At 65.1% G+C, this 23773-nt stretch carries 20 protein-coding genes; 12 read left to right on the top strand and 8 right to left on the bottom strand.

Going from position 1 to position 23773, the window contains the following annotated elements:
* The 11 genes from AC628_RS02270 to AC628_RS02220 form a co-directional block, all read left to right on the top strand.
* Positions 1 to 942 (top strand): M48 family metalloprotease (locus AC628_RS02270; RefSeq protein ID WP_074125150.1); only part of this gene is annotated, 942 nt, incomplete at its 5' end.
* Between the two features lie 87 nt (positions 943 to 1029).
* On the top strand, positions 1030 to 1797 hold the full coding sequence (locus AC628_RS02265; protein WP_074125149.1) for a DsbA family protein: 768 nt from the start codon (positions 1030 to 1032) through the stop codon (positions 1795 to 1797).
* 61 nt (positions 1798 to 1858) lie between these two features.
* The gene (locus AC628_RS02260; RefSeq protein ID WP_210190147.1) at positions 1859 to 2860 is read left to right on the top strand and encodes a hypothetical protein; all 1002 of its coding nucleotides are present in this window, start codon (positions 1859 to 1861) and stop codon (positions 2858 to 2860) included.
* A 135-nt stretch (positions 2861 to 2995) separates the two neighbouring features.
* On the top strand, positions 2996 to 3847 hold the full coding sequence (locus AC628_RS02255) for a DUF1236 domain-containing protein (RefSeq protein ID WP_074125147.1): 852 nt from the start codon (positions 2996 to 2998) through the stop codon (positions 3845 to 3847).
* Positions 3848 to 4158: 311 nt separating this feature from the next.
* A complete protein-coding gene (aroQ, locus tag AC628_RS02250) occupies positions 4159 to 4632 on the top strand; it encodes a type II 3-dehydroquinate dehydratase (RefSeq protein WP_050420223.1) in 474 nt (157 codons plus the stop codon).
* Between the two features lie 52 nt (positions 4633 to 4684).
* A complete protein-coding gene (gene accB / locus AC628_RS02245; RefSeq protein ID WP_074125146.1) occupies positions 4685 to 5182 on the top strand; it encodes an acetyl-CoA carboxylase biotin carboxyl carrier protein in 498 nt (165 codons plus the stop codon).
* Positions 5183 to 5206: 24 nt separating this feature from the next.
* The gene (gene accC / locus AC628_RS02240) at positions 5207 to 6565 is read left to right on the top strand and encodes an acetyl-CoA carboxylase biotin carboxylase subunit (RefSeq protein WP_074125145.1); all 1359 of its coding nucleotides are present in this window, start codon (positions 5207 to 5209) and stop codon (positions 6563 to 6565) included.
* Positions 6566 to 6664: 99 nt separating this feature from the next.
* Positions 6665 to 8206, top strand: coding sequence for a sensor histidine kinase (locus AC628_RS02235; protein WP_074125144.1), 1542 nt, complete (start codon positions 6665 to 6667; stop codon positions 8204 to 8206).
* A complete protein-coding gene (locus tag AC628_RS02230; protein WP_074125143.1) occupies positions 8203 to 8643 on the top strand; it encodes a response regulator in 441 nt (146 codons plus the stop codon). The genes AC628_RS02235 and AC628_RS02230 overlap by 4 nt, the downstream gene beginning before the upstream one ends.
* Complete coding sequence (locus AC628_RS02225) at positions 8640 to 9731, top strand: sensor histidine kinase (RefSeq protein ID WP_074125142.1); 1092 nt, start codon at positions 8640 to 8642, stop codon at positions 9729 to 9731. The genes AC628_RS02230 and AC628_RS02225 overlap by 4 nt, the downstream gene beginning before the upstream one ends.
* Before the next feature lie 63 nt (positions 9732 to 9794).
* Positions 9795 to 10565, top strand: coding sequence for a hypothetical protein (locus tag AC628_RS02220; RefSeq protein WP_143201402.1), 771 nt, complete (start codon positions 9795 to 9797; stop codon positions 10563 to 10565).
* A gap of 24 nt (positions 10566 to 10589) precedes the next feature.
* On the opposite strand, the gene AC628_RS02215 is transcribed toward AC628_RS02220, so the two are convergent.
* The 7 genes from AC628_RS02215 to AC628_RS02185 all read right to left on the bottom strand — a co-directional run bounded on the left by AC628_RS02215 (position 10590) and on the right by AC628_RS02185 (position 22106).
* Positions 10590 to 10940: a BA14K family protein gene (locus AC628_RS02215; RefSeq protein WP_245320989.1), complete on the bottom strand. Its 351-nt coding sequence runs from the start codon at positions 10938 to 10940 to the stop codon at positions 10590 to 10592.
* Between the two features lie 11 nt (positions 10941 to 10951).
* On the bottom strand, positions 10952 to 11263 hold the full coding sequence (locus tag AC628_RS02210) for a hypothetical protein (RefSeq protein ID WP_074125151.1): 312 nt from the start codon (positions 11261 to 11263) through the stop codon (positions 10952 to 10954).
* A gap of 8 nt (positions 11264 to 11271) precedes the next feature.
* Positions 11272 to 12723 (bottom strand): efflux transporter outer membrane subunit, encoded by a 1452-nt coding sequence (locus tag AC628_RS02205; protein WP_245320988.1) that lies wholly within the window; start codon positions 12721 to 12723, stop codon positions 11272 to 11274.
* A gap of 36 nt (positions 12724 to 12759) precedes the next feature.
* The gene (locus AC628_RS02200; RefSeq protein WP_074125138.1) at positions 12760 to 16044 is read right to left on the bottom strand and encodes an efflux RND transporter permease subunit; all 3285 of its coding nucleotides are present in this window, start codon (positions 16042 to 16044) and stop codon (positions 12760 to 12762) included.
* Between the two features lie 3 nt (positions 16045 to 16047).
* Positions 16048 to 19155: an MdtB/MuxB family multidrug efflux RND transporter permease subunit gene (locus AC628_RS02195; RefSeq protein ID WP_074125137.1), complete on the bottom strand. Its 3108-nt coding sequence runs from the start codon at positions 19153 to 19155 to the stop codon at positions 16048 to 16050.
* Positions 19152 to 20480, bottom strand: a complete 1329-nt coding sequence (locus tag AC628_RS02190) for an MdtA/MuxA family multidrug efflux RND transporter periplasmic adaptor subunit (RefSeq protein ID WP_074125136.1) — start codon at positions 20478 to 20480, stop codon at positions 19152 to 19154. The genes AC628_RS02195 and AC628_RS02190 overlap by 4 nt, the downstream gene beginning before the upstream one ends.
* Positions 20481 to 20660: 180 nt before the next feature.
* Complete coding sequence (locus AC628_RS02185; RefSeq protein WP_074125135.1) at positions 20661 to 22106, bottom strand: DASS family sodium-coupled anion symporter; 1446 nt, start codon at positions 22104 to 22106, stop codon at positions 20661 to 20663.
* Positions 22107 to 22350: 244 nt separating this feature from the next.
* On the opposite strand from AC628_RS02185, the gene aat reads away from it, so the two are divergent.
* Positions 22351 to 23031 (top strand): leucyl/phenylalanyl-tRNA--protein transferase, encoded by a 681-nt coding sequence (gene aat / locus AC628_RS02180; protein WP_074125134.1) that lies wholly within the window; start codon positions 22351 to 22353, stop codon positions 23029 to 23031.
* A gap of 110 nt (positions 23032 to 23141) precedes the next feature.
* On the opposite strand, the gene AC628_RS02175 is transcribed toward aat, so the two are convergent.
* On the bottom strand, positions 23142 to 23773 hold a 632-nt coding region (locus AC628_RS02175), incomplete at its 5' end, for a DUF2155 domain-containing protein (protein WP_143201401.1).

The following is a 23773-nucleotide window of genomic DNA, read 5'->3' as shown; positions in this document are numbered from 1 at the left end:
AGCGGCCTGTCCAGCGCCGGCGCGGCGGCGATCTCGGCGCCGCAATCGGTCATTCAGCGCACGCTGCTGTCCTACCAGCGCCAGCAGGAGGAAAACGCCGACCGCGCCGGCGTCAAGTTCCTCAACGCGACCGGACAGTCGGCCCGGGGCATGTACGAGACGTTCAAGCGCTTTACCGACGAGAGCCTGTTCGCCGCGCGCGGTGCCGACCCCTATCTGCAGTCGCATCCGATGCCGGTCGATCGCGTCTCCGCGCTGGAGGAACTGGCGCGCTCGAGCCCCTATTGGGACAAGAAGGACGATCCGGCGCTGCAGCTGCGTCACGACATGATGCGCGCCAAGATCTCGGGCTTCATGGAACGGCAGGACACGGTCTACCGCCGCTATCCGCTGTCCAACACCAGCCTGCCGGCGCGCTATGCCCGCGCGATCACGACCTACCTGCACGGCGACCTGCGCTCGGCGATCGCGCAGATCGACGGCTTGATCCAGGTCCAGCCCAACAATCCCTATTTCTACGAACTGCGCGGCCAGGCCCTGCTCGAAGGCGGCCGGCCGGCGGAGGCCATCGCGCCGCTGCGCCGCGCGGTGCAGCTCTCCGGCAATTCGCCGCTGATCGAGATGCTGCTCGGCCAGGCGCTGGTCGCCTCCGACAACAAGGCCACCACCGACGAGGCGATCAACATGCTGCGCGCCGCGGTGGCGCGCGAGCCCGAGGCGCCGCTCGGCTACACCCAGCTCGCGATGGCCTATGGCCGCAAGGGCGACTATGCCCAGGCCGACCTCGCCTCGGCACAGGCCGCCTATCTCCGTGGCGACGCCAAGACCGCCCGGGAGCTGGCGTCGCGCGCCAAGACGCGGTTCGCGATCGGCACGCCCGGCTGGGTCAAAGCTGACGACATTGTGAGCGCCAAGCCGATGCCGGGTCAGAAAAACAACTAGAAATAAACCGTAGTTCCATACAACGATCACCGAAACCGGCCCACGGCGATGCCGTATTTCGGGCCACCTCGAACAAGGATTTTGTCCATGCCAGCGCTTCGTTTTCTTGCCCCTGCCCTGCTCGCGCTCGGCATTTGCGCCGCGCCGCTGACGGCGTCCGCGCAGAGCTTCAACGACACCCAGCGCGGCGACATCGAGACCATCGTGCGCAACTACCTGATCGCGCATCCCGAGGTACTCGAAGAGGCGATGAACGAGCTCAGCAAGCGGCAGGCCGCCGCCGAGGCCGAGAAGCATGAGCAGAGCGTTGCCAAGAACGCCGACACGATCTTCAATTCGCCGCGCGGCGTCATGCTCGGCAACAAGGACGGCGACGTCACCTTCGTCGAGTTCTTCGACTACAACTGCGGCTACTGCAAGCGCGCAATGTCCGACATGCTCGACCTGATGAAGTCGGATCCGAAGCTGAAGGTCGTGCTGAAGGAATTCCCGGTGCTGAGCCAGGGCTCGGTCGAGGCCGCGCAGGTCGCGGTCGCCGTGCGCATGCAGGATCCGACCGGCAAGAAATATCTCGAGTTTCACCAGAAGCTCTTGGGCGGCCGCGGCGCCGCCGACAAGGCGCGCGCCCTTGCGGTCGCCAAGGAAGTCGGCCTCGACATGACCAAGATCGAGAAGGACATGGCAAGCCCCGAGGTCAAGGCGACCATCGAGGAGAACTTCCGCCTTGCCGAATCCATGGGCATGAACGGCACGCCGAGCTACGTGATCGGCAAGCAGGTCGTGATCGGCGCGGTCGGCGTCGACGGTCTCAAGGAGAAGATCGGCATTGCCCGCTGCGGCAAGGCAACCTGCTGATCGTCCTTCGAGAGTTCGTTCATTCAGCGAAATCCGGCTGCCAGGCAGCCGGATTTTTTTATTGCAGCACCGAACCACGTCCTCGCTGGCCGCAACCAAGGGCCGACACCAACAATGGAAGCCGCCCGCGATGCCGCTCGCCACGCCAACCCTTGGCTACGACCTCACGCTCCTGAAGACGGCGCCGCAACGCGGCTCCGACCACGATCACGGCTGGTGCTACGGCCTGCCGCCCGGCATTCGCAGCGAGCAGTGGCCGCTCAGTCCCCATGACGGCTTTCCCATGCAGCACTGCTTCACGCTGCGCGTTCCGGCGGAGTATCGCGCCAAGGGCAACGCCCATGTCGCGCTCGCGATGTTCGCCGATCAGCAATATGACGACCCCGTCGAGATCGACGCGGTCGCGCAATATCTCGCGGCAGAGACCATCGCGCGTCCGTCCGATCCGAATCTGCTGCCGTACTTCGCGTATCGACAGAGCCGGCATCCGATGGAATTTCGGATGAAGGACATCATCGACCACAATTTCGCGGCGATCTGGCTCACCGAGGCCGAGTTCGCCGGACCGCTCTGTCGGCCGCCGGAACTTGCCGGAAATCCGCTACTGGAAACCAATTCGCCTCCGCGCTGGCTCTTGAAGGGCGCCGCGCGAACGGCGTTCGACGTCAACGTCGGCCGCACCAGTCGCACCGACGAGCTGGAAAAGACATACTGGTACCGCCTGTTCGGCCACGTCCCCGCCAGCGGACACCATGCCTACGGCATCGCGCTCGCGCCGCGCGACGACGATCCCAATGTCGGCAAGCCGCCGCGCGATCATCTGCTGCACAAGGGCGAGCTCGGCGACTACATCGCGCCCTATAGCGAGGACGGCACTGCGCGAGGCCTCGACCGGTTGCACGGTCGTAACCATCTCGGCGGCACGATGTTTCCCAATCAGTGGACGCCGAAATACAGCGCGACCTATCTCGAAATCGAAGAGCATTTCGGCGGCTTCAATTTCGGCGGCGGCAACGGCCAGCTCGATCTTGCGAGCATGGAGTTCGACTGGGCCTGCGGTTGAAGCGCGCGCATTCATCGCGCATTCACATAAGATACAAACTGCGGGGAACCGCAAATCAACGCAAATCAACAGGAACATCGCACATCCTCTCCCGTTGTCGGCGCGGGCAATGCTGAAAAAACGAGGAGGAATTTAATGTCTAAACGCTTTCTGATTTCAGTTGCTGCGGCGGCCCTGATCGCTGGTACCGGCTTTGCGAATGCACAGGGTGCGGGCGGCGCCAACAAGGAAACCGGCGCCGGCGGTGGCGCGACCATGCAGCACTCTGCACCGTCAGGTGGCGCGTCATCGGGCACGATGCAGCGCGAACCGGGCGGCATGAAGGGTTCCGAGCATTCGACGACCGGTGAGTCTTCATCAGGCATGAAGGGCGCCGAGTCCGACAAGTCCGGCGCCGCCGCCAAGGGCGCGCAGGACACGACGCAGAAGCCGAAGGGCATGAGCTCGGAGAACGAGGCCACCAAGGGCAAGGAGAGCTCGAAGGACATGAAGGCCGAGGGCCGCGACAAGAGCGGCAACATGAAGGCCGAGGAGCATGACAAGAGCGGCAAGATGAACGCGGAAAGCCGTGAGGGCCGCGATCGCACCAACGCCGCCGAAAGCCGCGACAAGAGCGGTGCCACCACCAACCAGAATGCTCAGACCAAGACCCCGACCGACACCAACCGCGCGCAGACCAACGACACCAGCCGCACCCAGACCACGACCGGCAATGCGGCGACGTCGGCCACCGCGGCTCCGCCGGCCGAGAAGCGCACCCAGATATCGACGGCGATCAAGTCCGAGCACGTCACCGAAGTCACCAACGTGAACTTCAACGTGGCTGTCGGCACCCGCGTCCCGGCCGACGTGCATTTCTATCCGCTGCCGGAGCGGGTCGTGACGATCTATCCGCAGTGGCGCGGCTACGAGTTCATCCTGGTCAAGGGCCGCTACATCATCGTGCAGCCGGAGACCCACGAGATCGTCTACATCATCGAGGGCTAAACCGGCCTCGGCGCGGGGGTGCCACGACGGGCCCTCGCCGCACTCTCAACCCCGCCCCTCCGGGGGCGGGGTTTTGCATCCGCGCAACCCCGCAGTCGCCGGTGGATGGCTGGCCGGAGCACAGCCGAGGAGCGCCTTCCACGAGATTTGGTTAACCAGCAATTTCCGTAGGTTACGGCAGCTATCTAACAGGCCGAGGGAAGCAGTTGAAGACCTTCCGATTTCACCTAAAGGCTTCCCCTGCGGCCGGTTGTTACCTATAACCCGGCCCACTTTCCCCTTCGCCGGAACCTTTGGCAGGAATCTTTGGAATGGCTGCTGCCGGAACGATCTATGTGCTGAACGGCCCGAACCTCAACCTGCTGGGGACGCGCGAGCCGGAGACCTACGGCCACGCCACCCTCGCCGATGTCGAGAAGCTGTGCGTGGACACCGCACGCCAGTTCGCCCTGACCGCCGACTGCCGGCAGTCCAACCGCGAGGGCGAACTGATCGACTTCATCCATGAGGCCCACGCCAAGAAGGCGGTCGGCATCATCATCAATGCCGGCGGTTACTCCCATACCTCGATCGCGCTGCATGACGCGCTGGTTGCGGTCAGGATTCCTGCCGTCGAGGTTCATGTCAGCAACATCCACGCCCGCGAGAGCTTCCGGGACCACTCGTTCACTGCTAAAGCCGCCTTCGCGTCACTTTGCGGCTTCGGCATCGACGGCTACCGGCTTGCGATCATCGGCCTTGCCACCAAAATCGGTGCCAAGATCGATGCAAAGGCAAAGACTTAATCGTCAATCCTGACGTTCCCCGTCACCAGACAGAGATTTCGGATCAAACAACATGGCGCGCCAGCCAGACGACAAATCAGCCGTAAAGTCCAAGAGCGAGTCCAAGAACGACGACGGCGTCCTCATTCGCGAACTCGCGCTGCTGCTTGCCGAGACCAACCTCACCGAGATCGAGATCGAGCGCGCCGGTCTGCGCGTCCGTGTCGCGCGCAACATCAGCATCGCGGCATCCGTGCCCGCTGCCGTACACGCGGTTGCCGGGCCGGCTGTTGTCGCCGCGCCGGCTGTTGCGGCTGCGACCGATCTGGCAAAGCACCCGGGCGCCGTCCCCTCGCCGATGGTCGGCACCGCCTATTGGGCGCCCGAGCCGGGCGCCAAGCCGTTCATTGAAGTCGGCACCAAGGTCACGGCCGGCCAGACGCTTCTGATCATCGAGGCGATGAAGACGATGAACCAGATCCCGTCGCCGCGCGCGGGCACCGTGACGCAAATCCTCGTCGAGGACGGCCAGCCCGTCGAATTCGGCGAGCCGCTCGTCATCATTGAATAGCTTCCGTCAACGTCAGGCGCTGCGATGTTCGACAAGATCCTCATAGCCAATCGCGGCGAGATCGCGCTCCGCGTGCTGCGCGCCTGCAAGGAACTCGGCATCTCCACCGTCGCGGTGCATTCCACGGCCGACGCCGACGCCATGCATGTGCGGCTCGCCGACGAGAGCGTGTGCATCGGGCCGCCGCCGTCGAAGGATTCCTACCTCAACATACCGGCGCTGCTTGCGGCCTGCGAGATCACCGGCGCCGATGCCGTGCATCCCGGCTACGGTTTCCTGTCCGAGAATGCGCGCTTTGCCGAGATCCTCGCCGACCACAATCTCGGCTTCATCGGACCGAAGGCCGAGCACATCCGCCTGATGGGCGACAAGATCGAAGCCAAGAAGACCGCCAAGCGCCTCGGCATCCCCGTGGTGCCCGGCTCGGACGGCGCAGTGACGGCGGACGACGACGCCATGGCAATCGCCAAGGAGATCGGCTTCCCGGTGCTGGTGAAGGCGGCTGCCGGCGGCGGCGGCCGCGGCATGAAGGTCGCTCACACCGAGGCCGACCTCGCGCTCGCGCTCTCGACCGCGGCGAACGAGGCCAAGTCGGCGTTCGGCGACGCCTCGGTCTATCTGGAGAAATACCTGCAGAAGCCGCGCCACATCGAGATCCAGATTCTCGGCGACGGCCGCGGCGGCGCCATCCATCTCGGCGAGCGCGACTGCTCGCTGCAGCGCCGTCACCAGAAGGTTTGGGAGGAAGGTCCCTCGCCCGTGCTCGCGGCAGCCGCCCGCGCCAAGATCGGCGAGACCTGCGCCAAGGCGATGCGGGACATGAAGTATCTCGGCGTCGGCACCATCGAATTCCTCTACGAGGACGGCGAGTTCTATTTCATCGAAATGAACACCCGCATCCAGGTCGAGCATCCGGTCACCGAAAGCATCACCGATATCGATCTGGTGCTGGAGCAGATCCGGATTGCGGCCGGCGGCGACCTTCCGGCCAAGCAGAACGACATCGCGATCATCGGCCACGCCATCGAGTGTCGCATCAATGCGGAGAACCCGCAGACCTTCCGTCCCTCGCCCGGACGGATCACGCAATTTCATCCGCCGGGCGGCCTCGGCGTGCGGATCGATTCCGCCGTCTATCAGGGCTACGTGATCCCGCCCTATTACGACTCGCTGGTCGGCAAGCTGATCGTGCACGGCAAGACCCGCGGCGAATGCCTGATGCGGCTGCGCCGGGCGCTCGACGAAATGGTGGTCGACGGCATCGAGACGACGCTGCCGCTGTTCCGCGCACTGGTGCGCGAGCCCGACATCATCGAAGGTGACTACCACATCCACTGGTTGGAGCAGTATCTCGCCGGCCAGCCAACCGACGTCCCGAAATAGTTCGGAACTCCGTGGAACCCGAGCCCTGTTCAAACGTACTAAAGGGTTATTGGCTTTCCACGGGGACGCATTGAAATCCATTCCCGCGAAGAGACCGTCGTGACACCAGTTTCACGACGCCGGTCCACGTTGCAGATCCTGCTGCTGTCGGCGGGATTTTTCGTGCTGGTCGCGATCAGCGTAGCGTCCGTCCTGCTGGTCAACAAGGCGCGCGAGGACAACGCCCTGGTCGTCCACACGGTCGAGGTCGAGAGCCAGGTTGCGAGCCTGCTGGTCGACATCAGGCGCGCCGAAAGCGCCACCAGGGCGTATCTGCTGACGTCTGCACCACAATACCTGTCCGAGTACCAGTCGGCTGCGGCGGGACTCCCGGCCGCGCTCGGCCATCTCCAGATGATGACGGTCGACAATCCGACGCAGGTCGCCAATGCCGCGAAGCTCAAAGCTGCCGTCGAGCAGCGGCTGGCCGAGTTCGTCCTCAGCATCGAGCGCGCCAAGAACAACGACACGGTGACCAGCATCGACATCCTGCGCAAGGGCAATTCGACCGATGCGCTGGAGGCGATCGCCCGGATCGGCCGCGACATGCGCGCCGAAGAGGATCGCCTGCTGGCGCTGCGCACCGCGACCGCGGACCGGACCCAGGTGCTGGCCTCGTCCGTCACCATCGCCGGCTCCTGCATGGTGCTGGCGCTCGCCGCCGTCTCTCTCGTGCTGCTGCGGCAATCCTCGCGGGCGCGCGACGAGGCCGAGGCCAGGCTGCGCGACAGCAACGTCAATCTCGAAACCATCGTCGACGAGCGCACCGCCGACCTGCGCGAGGCCAACGAGGAAATTCAGCGCTTCACCTATATCGTCAGCCACGATCTGCGCTCGCCGCTGGTCAACATCATGGGCTTCACCAGCGAGTTGGAGGAATTGCGCGGCGACATCTTCAAGCGCATTGCCACGCTCAATCGCTCCGCGTCGCTGGCGCCGGCGATGCCGCAAGATGCGACAGATGTCGCCGAGCCCGAGCTCGAGGGTTCCGACAAGCAGCTGTCCGACGATTTCACCGAATCGCTCGGCTTCATCAAATCGTCGATCGCCAAGATGGACCGCCTGATCAGCGCGATCCTCAATCTCACCCGCGAGGGCCGCCGCGAGTTCAAGCCGGAGCGGATCGATCTCCGCGAGCTGATCGACGGCATCGTCGAGACCGTCGCCCATCAGGCAGTCGAGGCCAACGCGACGATCGAGGTCGGCGCGTTGCCGAATATCGTCAGCGACCGCCTCGCGCTGGAGCAGATCTTCTCCAACCTGATCGACAACGCACTCAAGTACCTCAAGGACGGCGTCCCCGGCGAGATCGCGATCGAGGGCCGCACCAAGCTCGGCTTTGCGATCTTCGAGGTCACCGACAATGGTCGCGGCATCGATCCGAAGGACCACCAGCGCATCTTCGATCTGTTCCGCCGCGCCGGAACCCAGGACAAGCCCGGCCAGGGCATCGGGCTTGCCCATGTCCGCGCACTTGTGCGCAGACTGGGCGGCACCATGTCGGTAGCATCGGAACTTCACAACGGCAGCACGTTCACGATCACGCTGCCTATCAAATGGTCAGGCAAGAACTTAGGCAAGAACCGGGATAAAGCATCATGAGCGATCCAGTCACCATCATCATGATCGAGGACGACGAGGGCCATGCCCGCCTGATTGAGCGGAATATCCGGCGCTCAGGTGTCAACAATGAGATCATCCCGTTCACCAACGGTACAGAGGCCGTGAACTACCTATTCGGCAAGGATGGCAGCGCGGTCGAGCGCAAGGGCCAGCCCCTGCTCATCCTGCTTGATCTCAATCTGCCTGACATGACCGGCATCGACATTCTGAAGCGGGTCAAGGAGAACAAGCATCTCAAGTCGACGCCGGTGGTCGTGCTGACCACGACCGACGACAGCCAGGAGATCAAGCGTTGCTACGAACTCGGTTGCAACGTCTACATCACCAAGCCGGTGAACTACGAAAGCTTTGCCAACGCCATTCGCCAGCTTGGCCTGTTCTTTTCCGTGATTCAGGTGCCGCCAGCTTCCGTATGACCAGCGCAACGCCGACACTGCTCTATATCGACGACGACGCGGCGCTGGCACGCCTGGTCGAACGCGGGCTGACACGCGCGGGCTACAAGGTCGTGCACGCCGCAAGCGGCCAGGAAGGCCTCGACCGGCTCGCCCAGGGCGGCATCGACGTCGTCGCGCTCGACCAGTACATGCCCGGCCTCGACGGGCTGGATACGCTGGAGCAGATCCTCAAGATACCGGACGCCCCGCCGGTGGTGTTCGTCACCGCCTCGCAGGATTCGGCGATTGCCGTCACCGCGCTGAAGGCCGGCGCGGCCGACTATCTGGTCAAGGACGTCAGGGGCGAATTCATCCCCCTGCTCCAGGTCGCAGTGAACGGCGCGGTGCGGCGGGCGGCGATCCAGAAAGCGCGCGACGAGGCCGAGGCCGAGGTGCACGCCTCGCGCGACCGCTACGCCGCGCTCGCGGCCGAGCGCGAGGTTCTACTGCGCGAGGTCAACCATCGCGTCGGCAATTCGCTGCAGATCATCGCCTCGCTGCTGCATCTGCAGGCCAATTCCGCGAGCCAGCAGGACGTCAAGGCGGCGCTCACCAATGCGATGGGCCGCGTCGCCGCCGTCGCGCAGGTGCACCGCCGCCTCTACACCTCGCACGACTTCAAGACCGTGATGCTCAACCAGTATCTCGAGGCGCTGCTCGAGGATCTCAGGCGCTCGGCCGAGGGCAACAAGATGTCGCGGCTGACGCTGAAGGCCGACCCGGTCGAGATCGATCCCGACCGCGCGGTTGCGATCGGCATCATCGTCAACGAGCTGGTGATGAACGCCGTGAAGTACGCCTATCCCGACGGCGCCGGCCCGATCCATGTCGAGCTCAGGCCGCAGGGCGACGACCTGCAGCTCGCGATCAGCGATGAAGGCGTCGGTTTCGACGACAAGGCCGATCCGCGCGGCACCGGCATGGGCCAGCGCATCGTCGCGGCGATGGCCGCCAAGCTCGACGCCAGCGTCGAGCGCGACCCGGACCACAACGGCACCCGCTTCGTGGTGCGGTTCGCGCGCGTCAGCCCGGCGCCGGCGAAATCGACCAGCGCGGCCGCCAGCTAGACCAGGCGGCCGCCGCCGGATCGATCGATTTGTCGCATTCGCCTTAACGGCCGCGTCACCGTGTTGTTCGATCGCGACAAGCTGCCGCGACCGGTTAAGACAAATCTGGGCATTGTTTGCCATGCTTTTCCCCCAGCTTGGCAGGAACGGCACGCGATGTTCGGGCGCAGGGTGGAGTTCGGAAAGAAGCAGGAGACCTTGGGCGGGCTCAAGGACGCCGTGCGTCCGGCACCGGATGCCGACGGCGCGGCACCCGCTTTTCACAAGAAGCAATGGGATGATCCGCGGATCGGGCCGATGCTGCGCGATGCGGGGTTCGTGCCCGACGATGCAGGCAGCGTCGTCCCGACGGCTGACAATCGCCTCGCCGTGTTTGCTGCGGCCAACCAGCGGCTGCAGGCGCGCACCAAGAGTTTCAACCGTGACATGACGGCGCGCCACGGCCACTGCCATGCGTTGCCGTTCCTGGTCATCGATCACAAGATTTGGGACGGGCCGCATGGCACGTTTCTCTACGCGCAGATGGATCTGATCGGCTACGACGAGTGGAACGTGATCATGCTGGCGGCAGATCCGCAGACCACGGAAACATGCGGCCTGGCAGGCCATCCCGGCTTCCTTCCGGCGGTGACGCAGGCAATGACCGAGCATGTGATCGCGTGGGAGGCGCAGCACAACGCCTTGCTCAAGACATTCGGAATCACCGCGAGCGGCGGCAGCGACATCTCGCGCGAGCAATACGAGACGGAAAAGGACACGCTGCGGCGGGAGATCATCGACAAGGCCGGCTGGATGAAGCTACGCATCATCGAAGACCTCTTGCGCAAGAGCTAACGGCGCAGGCCTTTCCCGAGCATCTCAATCAGGCCGATCGCGCTGCCGCCGCGGGCGATGCTGGCGGCAATCGCGGCACGGTGCACCGAAGATCACCTGCGACGGATACGGCCGCGCCGAGTGATATGGCGTCGAGCCGAACAGGCCAGCCGCTCCGAAGCCTGCGCTGAAGGGATCGGCGGCGAAGCTGCCCGGAAACGACCCATTGCTGCGGAAATCGCGGTCGTCATTCCTGCCGTCGAAATACGCGCCGCCCGTGCTGCCATAGCGCAGCGGCCGCTGCGGCGCGAAGTCACGGGCCAAGTCCTGGGCCGATACAACAGCCGTGCTGAGCGCGACGGCGGCGCAGGCGATCAATGCCCTGTTGGCGGTCATGGCCGAGATCCTCATGGCGGATTGGTCCCCCAGTCGCCCTTCCAGGCGATCAGGCGTCCCTTGCCGAATTGCAGATAGAGCCCGTCGCTGCGCCGCGACAGCACGCTGCCCCTGACATTGGGCAGCGCGACGAACAATTCATTGCCCGGCGTGCCGCGCACGTAGTTCAGGGCAACACCGAGCGACTGGCTGGCCTGGTCGGCGTTCATGCCGAAGGCGAGCGGAATATTGTTGGGTGCGCGCTGCTGCGCGCGGGCCGGGCCGATCGGCGCACCCAGCGCGATGACAAGGGCAGTGACGAGGACTGTTCCGAACCGCTGCATGACCGACCTCATGGCACTGCTGCCGCAAGCGTGCCGGCCGGTGTCCAGCCGCCGCCGAGCGCCTGGAACAGGCTGCTCGCCGCCAGCAGCTTGTTGAGCCGCACCGTGACCAGATTGTTTTCAGCCGTGAACAGCGTCTGCTGCGCCTGCAGCACCGTGATGAGGTTGACCGTGCCGCCGCGCAGCTGTGTCTCGGCAACCTCGAACGCCTTGCGCGACGCCGCCACGACGTCGGACTGCAGGCGCTCCTGCAACGTATACTTCTGCAGGGCGATCAGCGCCTTTTCGACATCGGCGAAGGCCGACAGCACCGCCTTGCGATAGGCCTGCAGGTTTTGCAATTGCTGGCCCTTGGCGAGCTTGAGCTGACTCTCCAGCAGGAAGCCGTCGAACAGCGGCTGCGTCAGCCCGGCGGCCAACGTGTAGTACCAGGCGCCCGGCGCGAACAGCGAGGCGAGCGCCGCGCTCTGGAAGCCGGTGGTGCCGGTCAGCTGGATCTGCGGAAAGAACGCCGCGCGCGCCGCATCGACGCTGAAATTGGAAGATGCGAGCTGCGCCTCGGCCTGGCGAATGTCAGGCCGCTGGTAGAGCAATTCCGACGGCATCCCGGGCGTCACGCGCGGTACCGCAATCTGCGTCGTGGAGCCGCCGCGCACCTTGAAATCGGCCGGCGCGCGCGCCACCAGCAGGGCGAGCGCGGCCATGTTCTGCCCGACCGTCACCTCGAGCGGCGGGATCGCCGCGCGCTGCGTCGCGACCAGCGCCTCCTGCTGCGACAGATCGAGCTGCGAGGCGGTGCCGCCGGCGAACTGCGACTTGATCAGCGCAAGGATGCGCTCGGCCGCGGCCAGATTGCGCCTTGTAACCTTGATCTGGTCCTGCGCCGCCAGCAACTGGAAATAGGTGTTGGCAAGCGTCGCCATCGTGCTCAGCGCGACCACCTCGCGATTATAGCGGGCGACCGTCGCGCTCTCCTCCGACGCCGACAGCGTCGCCCGGTTCTTGCCCCAGAAATCCACGATATAGCTTGCGCTCAGCCCCAGGCTGTACTGCGAGAATGTCCCGCTACTGCCGCCGAGCAACGAATTCGATCCCGTCGCCACCTTTTGGCGCTCGGCATTCGCCGATCCGGAAATCGACGGCAGCAGCGCGGCGCCGGACACGCCGACCTGCGCATCGGCCTGCACGATCTGGGCGATCGCAACGGCGATATCGAGATTGTAGAGCTGCGCGGATTCCATCAGCCCGGTCAGCTCGGGCGAGCGGAAGCCGCGCCACCAGGCGAGCGCCGGAACGGCCGCGTCGGCATCACCCTTGGCCGCAGCGCGATAGCTCGCCGGCACCTCGAGACTGAGTTCGGGCTTCTCGACCCCGGGGATGCACCCGGACAAGCCAAGGCCAAGACCAAGGCTGAGGCCACTGAGCGCCGCCGCGCGCAGCAGCCGGGCCGGCCTCCGCATGATTTGAAGACTATGCAACGCTGCACCTGTCGGCATTTACTCGCCCGGTTGAAGTGAGGAGCCCGGCATCCGCATCGCGCCGCCGTGGCGGACACGCTGGGCCCACAGGCGGAACCGGTCGAGATAGAGGTAGATGACCGGCGTCGTGTAGAGCGTCAGAACCTGACTCAAGATCAAGCCGCCGACGATGGCGATGCCGAGCGGCTGCCGCAGCTCGCCGCCGTCGCCCATGCCGATCGCCAGCGGCACCGCGCCGAGCAGCGCGGCCATCGTCGTCATCATGATGGGGCGGAAGCGCAGCAGGCAGGCCTCCCTGATCGCCTCGAGCGGCTCCAGCCCGCGCTTGCGTTCGGCCTCCAGCGCAAAGTCGATCATCATGATGGCGTTCTTCTTCACGATACCGATCAGCAGGATGACGCCGATCAGCGCCATGATACTGAACTCGGTCTTGAATGCCATCAGCGCCAGCAAGGCGCCCACACCTGCCGAGGGCAGTGTGGACAAGATGGTCAGCGGATGGACGTAGCTCTCATAGAGCACGCCGAGCACGATGTAGATCGTGACGATCGCCGCCAGGATCAGGAACTGCTGGTTGCTGAGCGAATCCTGGAACGCCTTGGCGGAGCCCTGGAAGGTGCCGCGGATCGTGGCCGGGACGCCGATCCGGTTCATAGTCGCTTCGATGCTGGCGACCGCGGTGCTCAGCGACACGTTCGGCGGCAGGTTGAACGAGATGGTGTTGGCGACCAGGAGGCCCTGGTGGTTGACCGCAAGCGGTGTCGCGCCCTGCCTGAACGCCGCCACCGCCGACAGCGGGATCATGGTCTCGCTGTTGGTCGAGACGGCCGATCCGGTCGAGGCCACGCCCTTCCCGGTCGCGCCGATCGAATTGGTGGCCTGGTTGCGTGCGGCCTGGGCATTGGCTGAACTCGCCGCACTCGAGGTTCCCGTCGCCACCACGGTGCCGGCCACCGCGTTGGTCGATTGCGAGCCGCCGACCGATCCGCCCGACGTGCTGATGTAGACGTCCTTCAGCGTCTGCGGATTCTGCCAGTAGCGCGGCGCGACCTCCATGACGACATGGTACTGGTTGCGCGCGACATAGATCGTCGACACCTGCCTCTGGCCGAACGCATCGTAGAGGGTGTTGTCGATCTGGCTCACCGTGATGCCGAGCCGCGCCGCGGCGTCGCGATCGATCACGAGGTCGGATTCCAGGCCCTTGTTCTGCTGGTCGCTGTTGACGTCGGCAAGGTTCGGATCGCGCTGCAGGGCCGCCGCAATCTTCGGCGTCCAGTCATTGAGCTCCTCCAGCGTCGATCCCTGCAGCGTGTACTGATACTGCGCGTTGGAGGCCCTGCCCCCGACCCTGATGTCCTGCACTGCCTGCAGGAACAGGCTCGCGCCGGGCACCACCGCCATCTCGCGGCGCAGCCGCGCGATCACGCCGTCGGCACCGATCTTGCGCTGGTCGAGCGGACGCAGCGAGACGAACACGAAGCCGGAATTGGTCTGCCCGCCGCCGGTGAAGCCGACCAAAGTCTCGACCGCCGGATCGCGCTTGATGATGCCGACGAACTGCGCGAGCTTCTGCTGCATCAGCTGGAACGACACGCTCTGGTCGGCCTGGATCGAGCCGACCAGCCGACCGGTGTCCTGCTGCGGGAAGAAGCCCTTCGGGATCACGTCGTAGAGGTAGAAGTTGAGGCCGAACACCGCCGCCAGGATCAGCATCACCAACAAGGGATGCGCCAGCGCCGCGGTCAGCGTCCGGCGATAGAAATTCAGCATCGCCTCGAAGAAGCGCTCGCTGGCCCAATAGAGCCGGCCATGGCCGCCGCGGTCCGGCTTCAGCAGCACGGCGCACATCATCGGCGTGGTCGCCAATGACACCGCAAGCGAGATCAGGATCGAGATCGAGATCGTCATCGCGAATTCGCGGAACAGCCGGCCGACGATGCCGGCCATCAGCAGGATCGGGATGAACACCGCGATCAGCGAGATGCTCATCGACAGCACGGTGAAGCCGACCTCGTTGGCGCCCTTCAGCGCCGCCTCGAGCGGGCTCAGGCCCTCCTCGATGTAGCGGGTGACGTTCTCCAGCACCACGATGGCGTCGTCGACCACAAAGCCGGTCGCGACCGTCAGCGCCATCAGCGACAGATTGTCGAGGCTGTAGCCGATCAGGTACATCGCCCCGAAGGTCGCGACCAGCGACACCGAGACCGCCACCACCGGAATGAAGGTGGCGCGCAGATTGCGCAGGAACGCGAACACCACGATGATGACCAGCAGCACCGCCAGAACCAGCGTGCGTTCCACGTCGTGCAGCGAGGTGCGGATGGTGGTCGAGCGGTCGACCGCAAGGCCGATATCGATCGCCGGCGACACCGACGCCTGCAACTGCGGCATCAGCCCCTTCACCAGATCGACGGTCGAGATGATGTTGGCGTTCGGCTGCCGGTAGAGGATGATCAGCACCGCGGGCTTGCCGTTGGCGAGCCCGGCATTGCGCAAATTCTCGACGCCGTCGGTCACCTCGCCGACATCGGAAAGGTGAACCGGCGCGCCGTTGCGGTAGGCCACGATCAGCGACTTGTAGTCGTCGGCCTTGTTGGCCTGGTCGTTGGCATAGACCAGGAAGCGCTGGTCGCCGACATCGATGCCGCCCTTCGGACTGTGGGCGTTGGCGCTCGACAGCGCCGCGCGAACGTCTTCCAGCCCGATGCCGTATTTGTAGAGCGTCTGCGGGACCAGATCGACACGCACGGCGGGCAGCGAGCTGCCGCCCACCACCACCTCGCCGATGCCCTCGACCTGCGACAGCTTCTGCGCCAGCACCGTGGAGGCGGCATCGTAGAGATCGCCGCGGGTCAGCGTATCCGACGTCAGCGTCAGGATCAGGATCGGCGCGTCCGCCGGGTTGACCTTGCGGTAGGTCGGGTTGCTGCGCAGGCTGGTCGGAAGGTCCGCCCGCGCCGCGTTGATCGCGGCCTGCACGTCCCGCGCCGCGCCGTTGATGTCGCGGTTCAGGCCGAACTGCAGAGTGATCCGGGTCGAGCCGACCGAGCTCGACGACGTCATCTCCGTCACATCGGCGATCTGGCCGAGATGCCGTTCAAGCGGGCTGGCGACCGTGGTCGCGACGTCCTGCGGGCTGGCGCCGGGCAGTGTCGCCTGCACCGAGATGGTCGGGAAATCCACCTGCGGCAGCGGCGACACCGGCAATTTGAAGAACGCGACAATGCCGGCCGCCGCGAGTCCGAAGGTCAACAGCGTGGTCGCGACCGGCCGGCGGATGAAGGGCGTTGACGGATCCATGGCTCAACGCGACCCGCTCGCCTCGCCGACCTCGTCCGCCCGCCCGGCAAACCGCAGTGCGAGCCGATCGAACCAGAGATAGATCACCGGCGTCGTGAACAGCGTCAGCAGCTGACTCACCAAGAGGCCGCCGACGATGGAGACGCCGAGCGGATGCCGCAGCTCGGAGCCGGCACCGCTGCCGATCATCAGCGGCAGCGCGCCCAGCACAGCCGCCATCGTCGTCATGATGATCGGCCGGAATCGCAGCAGGCAGGCCTGGTAGATCGCCTCCCGCGGCGGCTTGCCCTCGTTGCGTTCGGCGTCGAGCGCGAAGTCGATCATCATGATCGCGTTCTTCTTCACGATGCCGATCAGGAGGATGATGCCGATGATCGCGATGATGGTGAGGTCCTGCCCGGCCATCATCAACGCCAGCAGCGCGCCGATGCCGGCCGACGGCAGCGTCGAGAGGATGGTCAGCGGGTGGATGAAGCTCTCATAGAGCACGCCGAGCACGATATAGACCGTGATGATCGCGGCGAGGATCAGGAACAGCTGGTTGGACAGCGAGGACTGGAACGCCAGCGCCGCGCCCTGGAAGCTCGTGATCATGCCGAGCGGCTGGTTGATGTCGGCCTGGGCTTGCTTGATCGCGGTCACCGCGCTGCCGAGCGAGGCGCCGGGCGCGAGATTGAACGAGACGGTTGCCGACGGGAACTGGCCGAGATGCGAGACCTGCAGCGGCGCGGTCTCGACCCGCATCTTGGCCATGACCGACAGCGGCACCGGCGTCGAGCCGACCGATGACGGCAAATAGATCGACGACAGCGCGTCCAGCGAATTTTGCAGCGACGGGTCGGCCTCGAGGATAACGCGGTACTGGTTCGAGTTGGTGAACACGGTGGAGACGATGCGCTGGCCGTAGGAATCGTACAGCGCATTGTCGATCGTCGCCGGCGTGATGCCGAACCGCGCGGCCTGGTCGCGGTCGATGTCCACGAACACCGACAGCCCCTGCGCCGAGATATCGCTGGTGACGTCGCTCAGTTGCGGCAATTGCCTCAGCTTGTCGACCAGCTTCGGCGTCCATTCCGCGAGCTCGCTCGGATCGGCGTCCTGCAGGATGAACTGGTACTGGGTCCGGCTGACCGTGCCTTCGATGGTCAGGTCCTGGACCGGCTGCATGTAGAGCGTGATGCCGGTCAGATCAGCCGTGCTGGCCTTGATCCGATCCATGATCGACAGGACGCCCGCCTTGCGCTGCCCATGCGGCTTCAGATTGATCAGGATGCGGCCGCTGTTGAGCGTGGTGTTGGTGCCGTCGACGCCGATGAAGGACGACAGGCTCTCGACGTCGGGATCTTTCAAGATCGCGCTGGCGAGCCGCTGCTGCCGCTCGGCCATCGCCGCATAGGACACCGATTGCGGCGCGTCCGAAATCGCCTGGATCACGCCGGTGTCCTGCACCGGGAAGAAGCCTTTGGGGATGACGACATAGAGCAGCGCCGTCAGCCCGAATGTGGCGAGCGCGATCAGCAGCACGAACGTCTGGCGATCCAGTACCCAGTTGAGCATCCGGGCGTAGATCGCGATGACATAGTCGAAGCCTTCCCGGCTGAGCCGCTGGAAGGTATTTTCGCGCGACATGGCCTCCGGCTTCAGCAGCTTTGCGCAGGCCATCGGCACCAGCGTCAGCGACACCACTGCGGAGATCAGGATCGTGACCGACAGCGTGATGGCGAATTCGCGGAACAGGCGGCCGACGACGTCGCCCATGAACAGCAGCGGGATTAGCACCGCGATCAGCGACACCGTCAGCGAGATGATGGTGAAGCCGATCTGCTCGGAGCCGCGCAGCGCCGCCTCCAGCGGCGACTCGCCCTCCTCGATGTAGCGCGAGATGTTCTCGATCACGACGATGGCGTCGTCGACCACGAAGCCGGTCGCGATCGTCAGCGCCATCAGCGACAGATTGTTCAGGCTGAAGCCGAACAGATACATCGCACCGAGCGTGCCGACCAGCGAGAGCGGCACCGACAGGCTCGGGATCAGCGTGGCACGGGTCGAGCGCAGGAACACGAAGATCACCAGCACGACCAGGACCACGGCTAGCGACAGCTCGTATTCGACGTCGCGGACCGAGGCCCGGATCGTGACGGTCCGGTCGGTCAGGATGTTGAGGTCGATCGCGGCCGGCAGCGTGGCCTGCAACTGCGGCAGCAGGTCCTTGATGCCTTGAACGACCGAGATCACGTTGGCGCCGGGCTGGCGCTGGATGTTGAGGATGATCGCCGGCGTCTCGTTCATCCAAGCGCCGAGCTTGTCGTTCTGCGCGCCGTCGACGACGTTGCCGACGTCGCTGAGGCGGACCGGCGAGCCGTTCTTGTAGGCGATGATCAGCGATCGGTAGTCGCTGGCATTGCGGATCTGGTCGTTGGCATTGATGGTATAGGCGCGCATCGCGCCATCGAAATTGCCCTTCGGCGTGTTGACGTTGGCGTTGCCGAGCGTGGTGCGGAGATCGTCGATGTTGAGCCCATAGGCCGCGAGCTTGCGGATGTCGGCCTGGATGCGCACCGCGGGCCGCTGGCCGCCGCTGATGCTGACGAGGCCGACACCGGGCAGCTGCGAGATCTTCTGCGCGAGCCGCGTATCGACGAAGTCCTGCACCTGGGTCAGCGGCATGGTCTTCGAGGTCAGGCCGAGGGTCAGGATCGGCGCGTCAGCCGGATTGACCTTGGCGTAGATCGGCGGCGCCGGCAGGTCCGACGGCAACAGATTGCCCGCGGCATTGATCGCGGCCTGCACCTCCTGCTCGGCGACGTCGAGCGAGATCGACAAGCCGAATTGCAGCGTGATCACCGACGAGCCGGCCGAACTCACCGAGCTCATCTGGTTCAGATTCGGCATCTGGCCGAACTGCACCTCGAGCGGCGCGGTCACCGACGAGGTCATCACGTCGGGGCTGGCGCCGGGATAGAAGGTCTGCACCTGGATGGTCGGATAGTCGACCTCCGGCAACGCCGCGACGGGCAGGAATCTGAACGCCAGCATGCCCGACAGCATAATGGCGATCATCATCAGGGTCGTCGCCACCGGCCGCAGGATGAATGGCCGCGACGGGTTCATTTGGTCTGCCCGTCCTCGGACCGCTTGTGCTGGCCGCCTCCCGCCTTGTCGGGATCGGCGCCGCCCTTGCTATCTCCCTTGCTGTCGCCCTTCGCAGCCCCGTTTGCCGCGCCCTTGGCCGCACCGGCCGGGTTGGCGGCATCAGTGGCGGAGCGCACCACCACCTTCGCGCCCTCGCGCAGCTTGTCGGCGCCGTCGATCACGATGCGATCGCCGGACGTGAGCCCCGACAGCACCTCGACCCGGTCGCCGTCGGTGACCCCAAGCTTGACCGGCCGCACCGAGACCGTGCTGTCGGCATTGACGAGATAGACGAAGGTGCCGGGAACGCCGCGCTGGATGCCGGCGGTCGACATCGTCGTGGTATCCTTGTGGGTGTCGAGCAGCAGGCGGATGTTGACGAACTGGTTCGGATACAGCGTGCGCTTGTCGTTCTCGAACTGGGCGCGCAGCTTGATCGTGCCGGTGGTCGCATCGATCTGGCTGTCGAAGGTCTGCAGCGATCCCTCGGCGAGCTTGTTGGCGCCGCTGCGGTCATAGGCCGCCGTCGGCAGCACCGCACCCTCTTTCAATCGCTTCGCGACCGCCTGCAGATTGTCCTCAGGCAGCGTGAACAGCACGCTGATCGGCTCGAGCTGCGTGATCACGACGAGACCGTTGGTGTCGCCCGGCGTCACGTAGTTGCCGAGATCGACCTGGCGCAATCCGACTCGCCCGTTGATCGGCGACACGATGTGGCAATACGCCAAGTTCACTTCGGCTGATTTCACTGAGGCGCGGTCAGCTTCCACCGTGCCCTGATACTGCGCGACCAGCGCGACCTGGGTATCGAGCGTCTGATGCGGCACGGCGTTCTGCGCCGCGAGCCCCTGGTAGCGGGTGAGATCGACCTGGGCGCCCTTCAGCTGCGCTTCGTCGCGGGCGAGCTGGCCCTTGGCCTGCGCCAGCGTCGCCTCATAGGGACGCGAATCGATCTCGGCGATCAGGTCGCCCTTCTTGACCTCGTCGCCCTCCTTGAAATCGATCTTCATCAGGTAGCCACTGATCTGGCTCCTGATCGTCACGGTCGCGAGCGATGTCACGGTGCCGAGCGCGTTCAGGCTGACGCCGATATCGCCCTTGCCGACGGTCTCCGGCACGATCGACATCGGCCCGGCATTGCGCCCGCCGCCGGCCTGCGGCGGAGCGGCCTGCTGCCGCGTCCACCAGACGATGCCGGCCAGCACCGCCAGCACCACACATCCCGTCAGAAACCCCGGCCAACGCGACGCTCGCCTGACTGATCCAGGCGCGACGATCGACGGGTCCTTGATATGCTGGTCCATAAACTTGCCCACGAAGAAACACGAACGAGCTCGCGCGGCTCTATGTGTCCCCTGAAATCCGCGCGCGCCACATTCGAGGAAGCATTTTGAACGCTTCCCTCTGACAAAGCGCGTTAAGAATCGGAAAGGATGGCCCCTCCTTCCCGGTCGAGCGCTGTTTCACGCTGGATTGTGGCTATTTTACCCGATCGATTGTAACCAGGGCAACACGATCAGCAACAATCCGGCAAAGTAGATCACGCCGAAGATCAGCCCGAATTTCCAGAAGTCGCCTTTGCCGATATAGCCGCTGCCGTAATACATCGGCGCCGGTCCCGTGGCATAGGGCGAGATCACGCCCATCAGCCCGAGCGAATAGACACACAGCAGCATCAGGGTCTGCACCGACAGGCCGGGAATGCTGGAGCCGACCGCGAGCACCACCGGCAGCACGGCAGCGGTATGCGAGGTGATGCTCGAGAAGAAATAGTGGATCCAGAAAAAGAAGGTGACGAGCAGGATCATGCCGACCAGCGGCGAGGTGCCGGCGAGCGGCTTGGCATAGCCCTCGGCCACCCATTTGATGAAGCCGATCTCGTTGAGTCCCGACGACAGCGTGAGCAGCGAGGTGAAATAGAAAAATACCTCCCAGGCGCTCTTCTCCGCGACGATGTCCTCGAACGCGATCACGCCTGACAGCAGCATTAGCGAGATCACGACGAACACCACCGTGGTCGCGTTGATGAAGTTCGAGCCGAGCAGCGGCACGCTGATATTGGGATTGGAGCCGCAGATCCACAGGAACATCGCGAGCAGCACCAGCACCGCCATGATCCATTCGTGCCGCGACGGCGGCCCCATCTTGGCGAGCTCGCCCTCGCTCCAGGTCACGATCTCCGGGCTTTCCTTGATCTCCGGCCGGCAGATCACGTAGCTCAGCAGCGGCACCAGCAGCAGCAAGAGGATACCGAGCGGCGCGAAGCCGATGAACCATTGCGACCAGCCGACCTCGATATTGACGAGCTTCTTCGCGATCGAGAGCGCGGCGGCGTTCGGCGCCAGCGCGGTCAAAAACAGCGAGCTGGTCACGGCGGTGGTCGCAAACGCGGTCCACATCACGAAGGTGCCGATCTTGCCCGCGGTCGGACCGGGCTCCGAGCCATAGATGCGCGGGATGTTGCTGACGATCGGATAGATCGTGCCGCCCGAGCGTGCAGTGTTGGACGGCGTCGCCGGCGCCAGCACGAGATCGGAGAACGCCACCGCGTAGCCGAGCCCGATGGTGCGGCGGCCGAGCCCGCGCACCAGCAGCAGCGCCAGCCGGCGGCCGAGCCCGCTCTTGCGGTAGCCGATCGAGAACACGAAGGCGCCGACGATCAGCCACACCGTGCTCTCGGAAAAGCCGCCGAGCATCCAGCGCAGCGACTTGTTCGGGTCGGGCTCGACATAGCCACTGATGCCGGCGACCGTCAGGCCGATCAGGCCGACCGCGCCGACCGGCATCGATTCGAGGATCAGCCCGGTGATCACGGCGGCGAACACCGCAAAATAGTGCCACTGATTGGCGTTCAGCCCTGACGGCACCGGCACCAGATAGATCCCCAGCCAGACCAGCAACGGCGCAAATGTCCGCCATGACAACTTCATGCAGCGTCCCCCTCACCTGTGTTGATTGTCGGGCGCGCAAGCCGCCAAGTCCCCGCTATGTCCCGGGCGGTGGCGCCGTCTTTTGTGGCAATGTAGCACGGCCGCACAGTCCGCTCGGGAAACTGCGGCCGAATGGCGCGGCTTGTGGAGGAACCGGCGCGTTTCGTCAACACGTCGCGCCCCCAAGGCAGGCCCCTGGCAGGCCCCATCGCAAGATCGTCCGAGCTTTGCTATCCTCTGCGGCATGACGTCACGCGACTCCGCCTCTTCCGAGATCACGCCCGAGGTCCTGCTGCGCGCCTATGCCTGCGGCATCTTCCCGATGGCAGAGAGCGCCGACGATCCGACCCTGTTCTGGGTCGAGCCGGAATTGCGCGGCGTGATTCCGTTCGACGGCTTCCGCATCGCCTCCCGCCTCGCCCGCACGGTGCGCTCGGATGCGTTCACCGTCACCGTCGATACTGCGTTCAAGGCTGTCATCGCCGGTTGCGCGGCGCCGCAGCCCGGCCGCGACGACACCTGGATCAACAAGCGCATCCGCGATCTCTATGTCGGGCTCTACGCGTCGGGCCATTGCCACAGCGTCGAGGTCTGGCAGGACGACAATCTGGTCGGCGGACTCTACGGCGTCAGCCTCGGCCGCGCCTTCTTCGGCGAGAGCATGTTCCACACCGTGCGCGATGCATCGAAGGTCGCGCTGGTGCATCTGGTGGCACGGCTGATCGCAGGCGGGTTCGAGTTGCTCGACACGCAGTATGTCACCGAGCATCTGAAGACATTCGGCGCCGTCGAGATTTCACGCCGCCGCTATCGCGCGCTGCTCGACAAGGCGATATCAGGCGCGCCGGCGGATTTCCGCAAGCTCGACGCCACGCAGCCGATCAAGGGCGCTGATGCGCTCGCGATCATCGCCAAGCGCAATTGAACGTGGTGATGAAGTAGCCCGGATAAAGCGAAGCGCAATCCGGGACAAGCCCATCCGCGGATAGGAAACCCGGATTTCGCTAACGCTCCATCCGGGCTACGCAGTGGCGATCAGTTTCCGAACAAACCGCCGAACAACCCGCCCGGCCGCTGCTGCTGGGGCGGCGGAGGTGGCGGCTGCTGCTGGTATTGCGGCAGCGGCGGCGGCGGCGGACGCGGCGCGGCCTGTTTCGGCGACGCGCGCTTCTGGGCCGGCGGCGGAGGCGGCGCCGGCCCCTTCGGTGGATCGGGCGCGGCGGTCACGATGGTCTGATCCGGCCCTTTGCAGTCGGTCAGCCAGATGTCGTAGATCGGATGCTCGACGCCATGCAGGCCGGGGCTCGCCGCGAACATCCAGCCGGAGAAGATCCGCTTCACCTCGCCCTGCAAGGTGATCTCGTCCACCTCGACAAAGGCGTCGGTGTTGGCGGCTTCCGTCGACGGCCTGGTGTAGCAGGCGTCGGTCTTCACCCGCAGCGCGCCGAACTGCACGGTCTCGCCGATATCCTCGTCGAAATTGATGATGCGGCCGGTGATCTTGTCGAGGCCGGAGAAGCTCGCCTTCTTGTTGGTGATCTTGGTCGAGGGCGGCTCCTGCACGACCTCGTCACCCGGCTGCAACGTCGCAGGCGTCTGCTGCGGGGCGCCCTGGGGGGCACCTTGCGGCGCGCCCTTGGGACGCTGCCCCGGGGGGCAGCGGGTTG

Source organism: Bradyrhizobium sp. NAS96.2 (assembly GCF_001908235.1).
GTDB lineage: Bacteria > Pseudomonadota > Alphaproteobacteria > Rhizobiales > Xanthobacteraceae > Bradyrhizobium.
Note: the sequence above shows the minus strand (reverse complement) of the source record. Positions and strands in the feature narration are given on the sequence as shown.

Coding starts and splice junctions, on each gene's coding strand:
- AC628_RS02265 (WP_074125149.1), top strand. CDS start 1,030: ATGCCAGCGCTTCGTTTTCTTGCCCCTGCCCTGCTCGCGCTCGGCATT.
- AC628_RS02255 (WP_074125147.1), top strand. CDS start 2,996: ATGTCTAAACGCTTTCTGATTTCAGTTGCTGCGGCGGCCCTGATCGCT.
- aroQ (WP_050420223.1), top strand. CDS start 4,159: ATGGCTGCTGCCGGAACGATCTATGTGCTGAACGGCCCGAACCTCAAC.
- accB (WP_074125146.1), top strand. CDS start 4,685: ATGGCGCGCCAGCCAGACGACAAATCAGCCGTAAAGTCCAAGAGCGAG.
- accC (WP_074125145.1), top strand. CDS start 5,207: ATGTTCGACAAGATCCTCATAGCCAATCGCGGCGAGATCGCGCTCCGC.
- AC628_RS02230 (WP_074125143.1), top strand. CDS start 8,203: ATGAGCGATCCAGTCACCATCATCATGATCGAGGACGACGAGGGCCAT.
- AC628_RS02225 (WP_074125142.1), top strand. CDS start 8,640: ATGACCAGCGCAACGCCGACACTGCTCTATATCGACGACGACGCGGCG.
- AC628_RS02215 (WP_245320989.1), bottom strand. CDS start 10,940: ATGACCGCCAACAGGGCATTGATCGCCTGCGCCGCCGTCGCGCTCAGC.
- AC628_RS02210 (WP_074125151.1), bottom strand. CDS start 11,263: ATGCAGCGGTTCGGAACAGTCCTCGTCACTGCCCTTGTCATCGCGCTG.
- AC628_RS02205 (WP_245320988.1), bottom strand. CDS start 12,723: ATGCGGAGGCCGGCCCGGCTGCTGCGCGCGGCGGCGCTCAGTGGCCTC.
- AC628_RS02200 (WP_074125138.1), bottom strand. CDS start 16,044: ATGGATCCGTCAACGCCCTTCATCCGCCGGCCGGTCGCGACCACGCTG.
- AC628_RS02195 (WP_074125137.1), bottom strand. CDS start 19,155: ATGAACCCGTCGCGGCCATTCATCCTGCGGCCGGTGGCGACGACCCTG.
- AC628_RS02190 (WP_074125136.1), bottom strand. CDS start 20,480: ATGGACCAGCATATCAAGGACCCGTCGATCGTCGCGCCTGGATCAGTC.
- AC628_RS02185 (WP_074125135.1), bottom strand. CDS start 22,106: ATGAAGTTGTCATGGCGGACATTTGCGCCGTTGCTGGTCTGGCTGGGG.
- aat (WP_074125134.1), top strand. CDS start 22,351: ATGACGTCACGCGACTCCGCCTCTTCCGAGATCACGCCCGAGGTCCTG.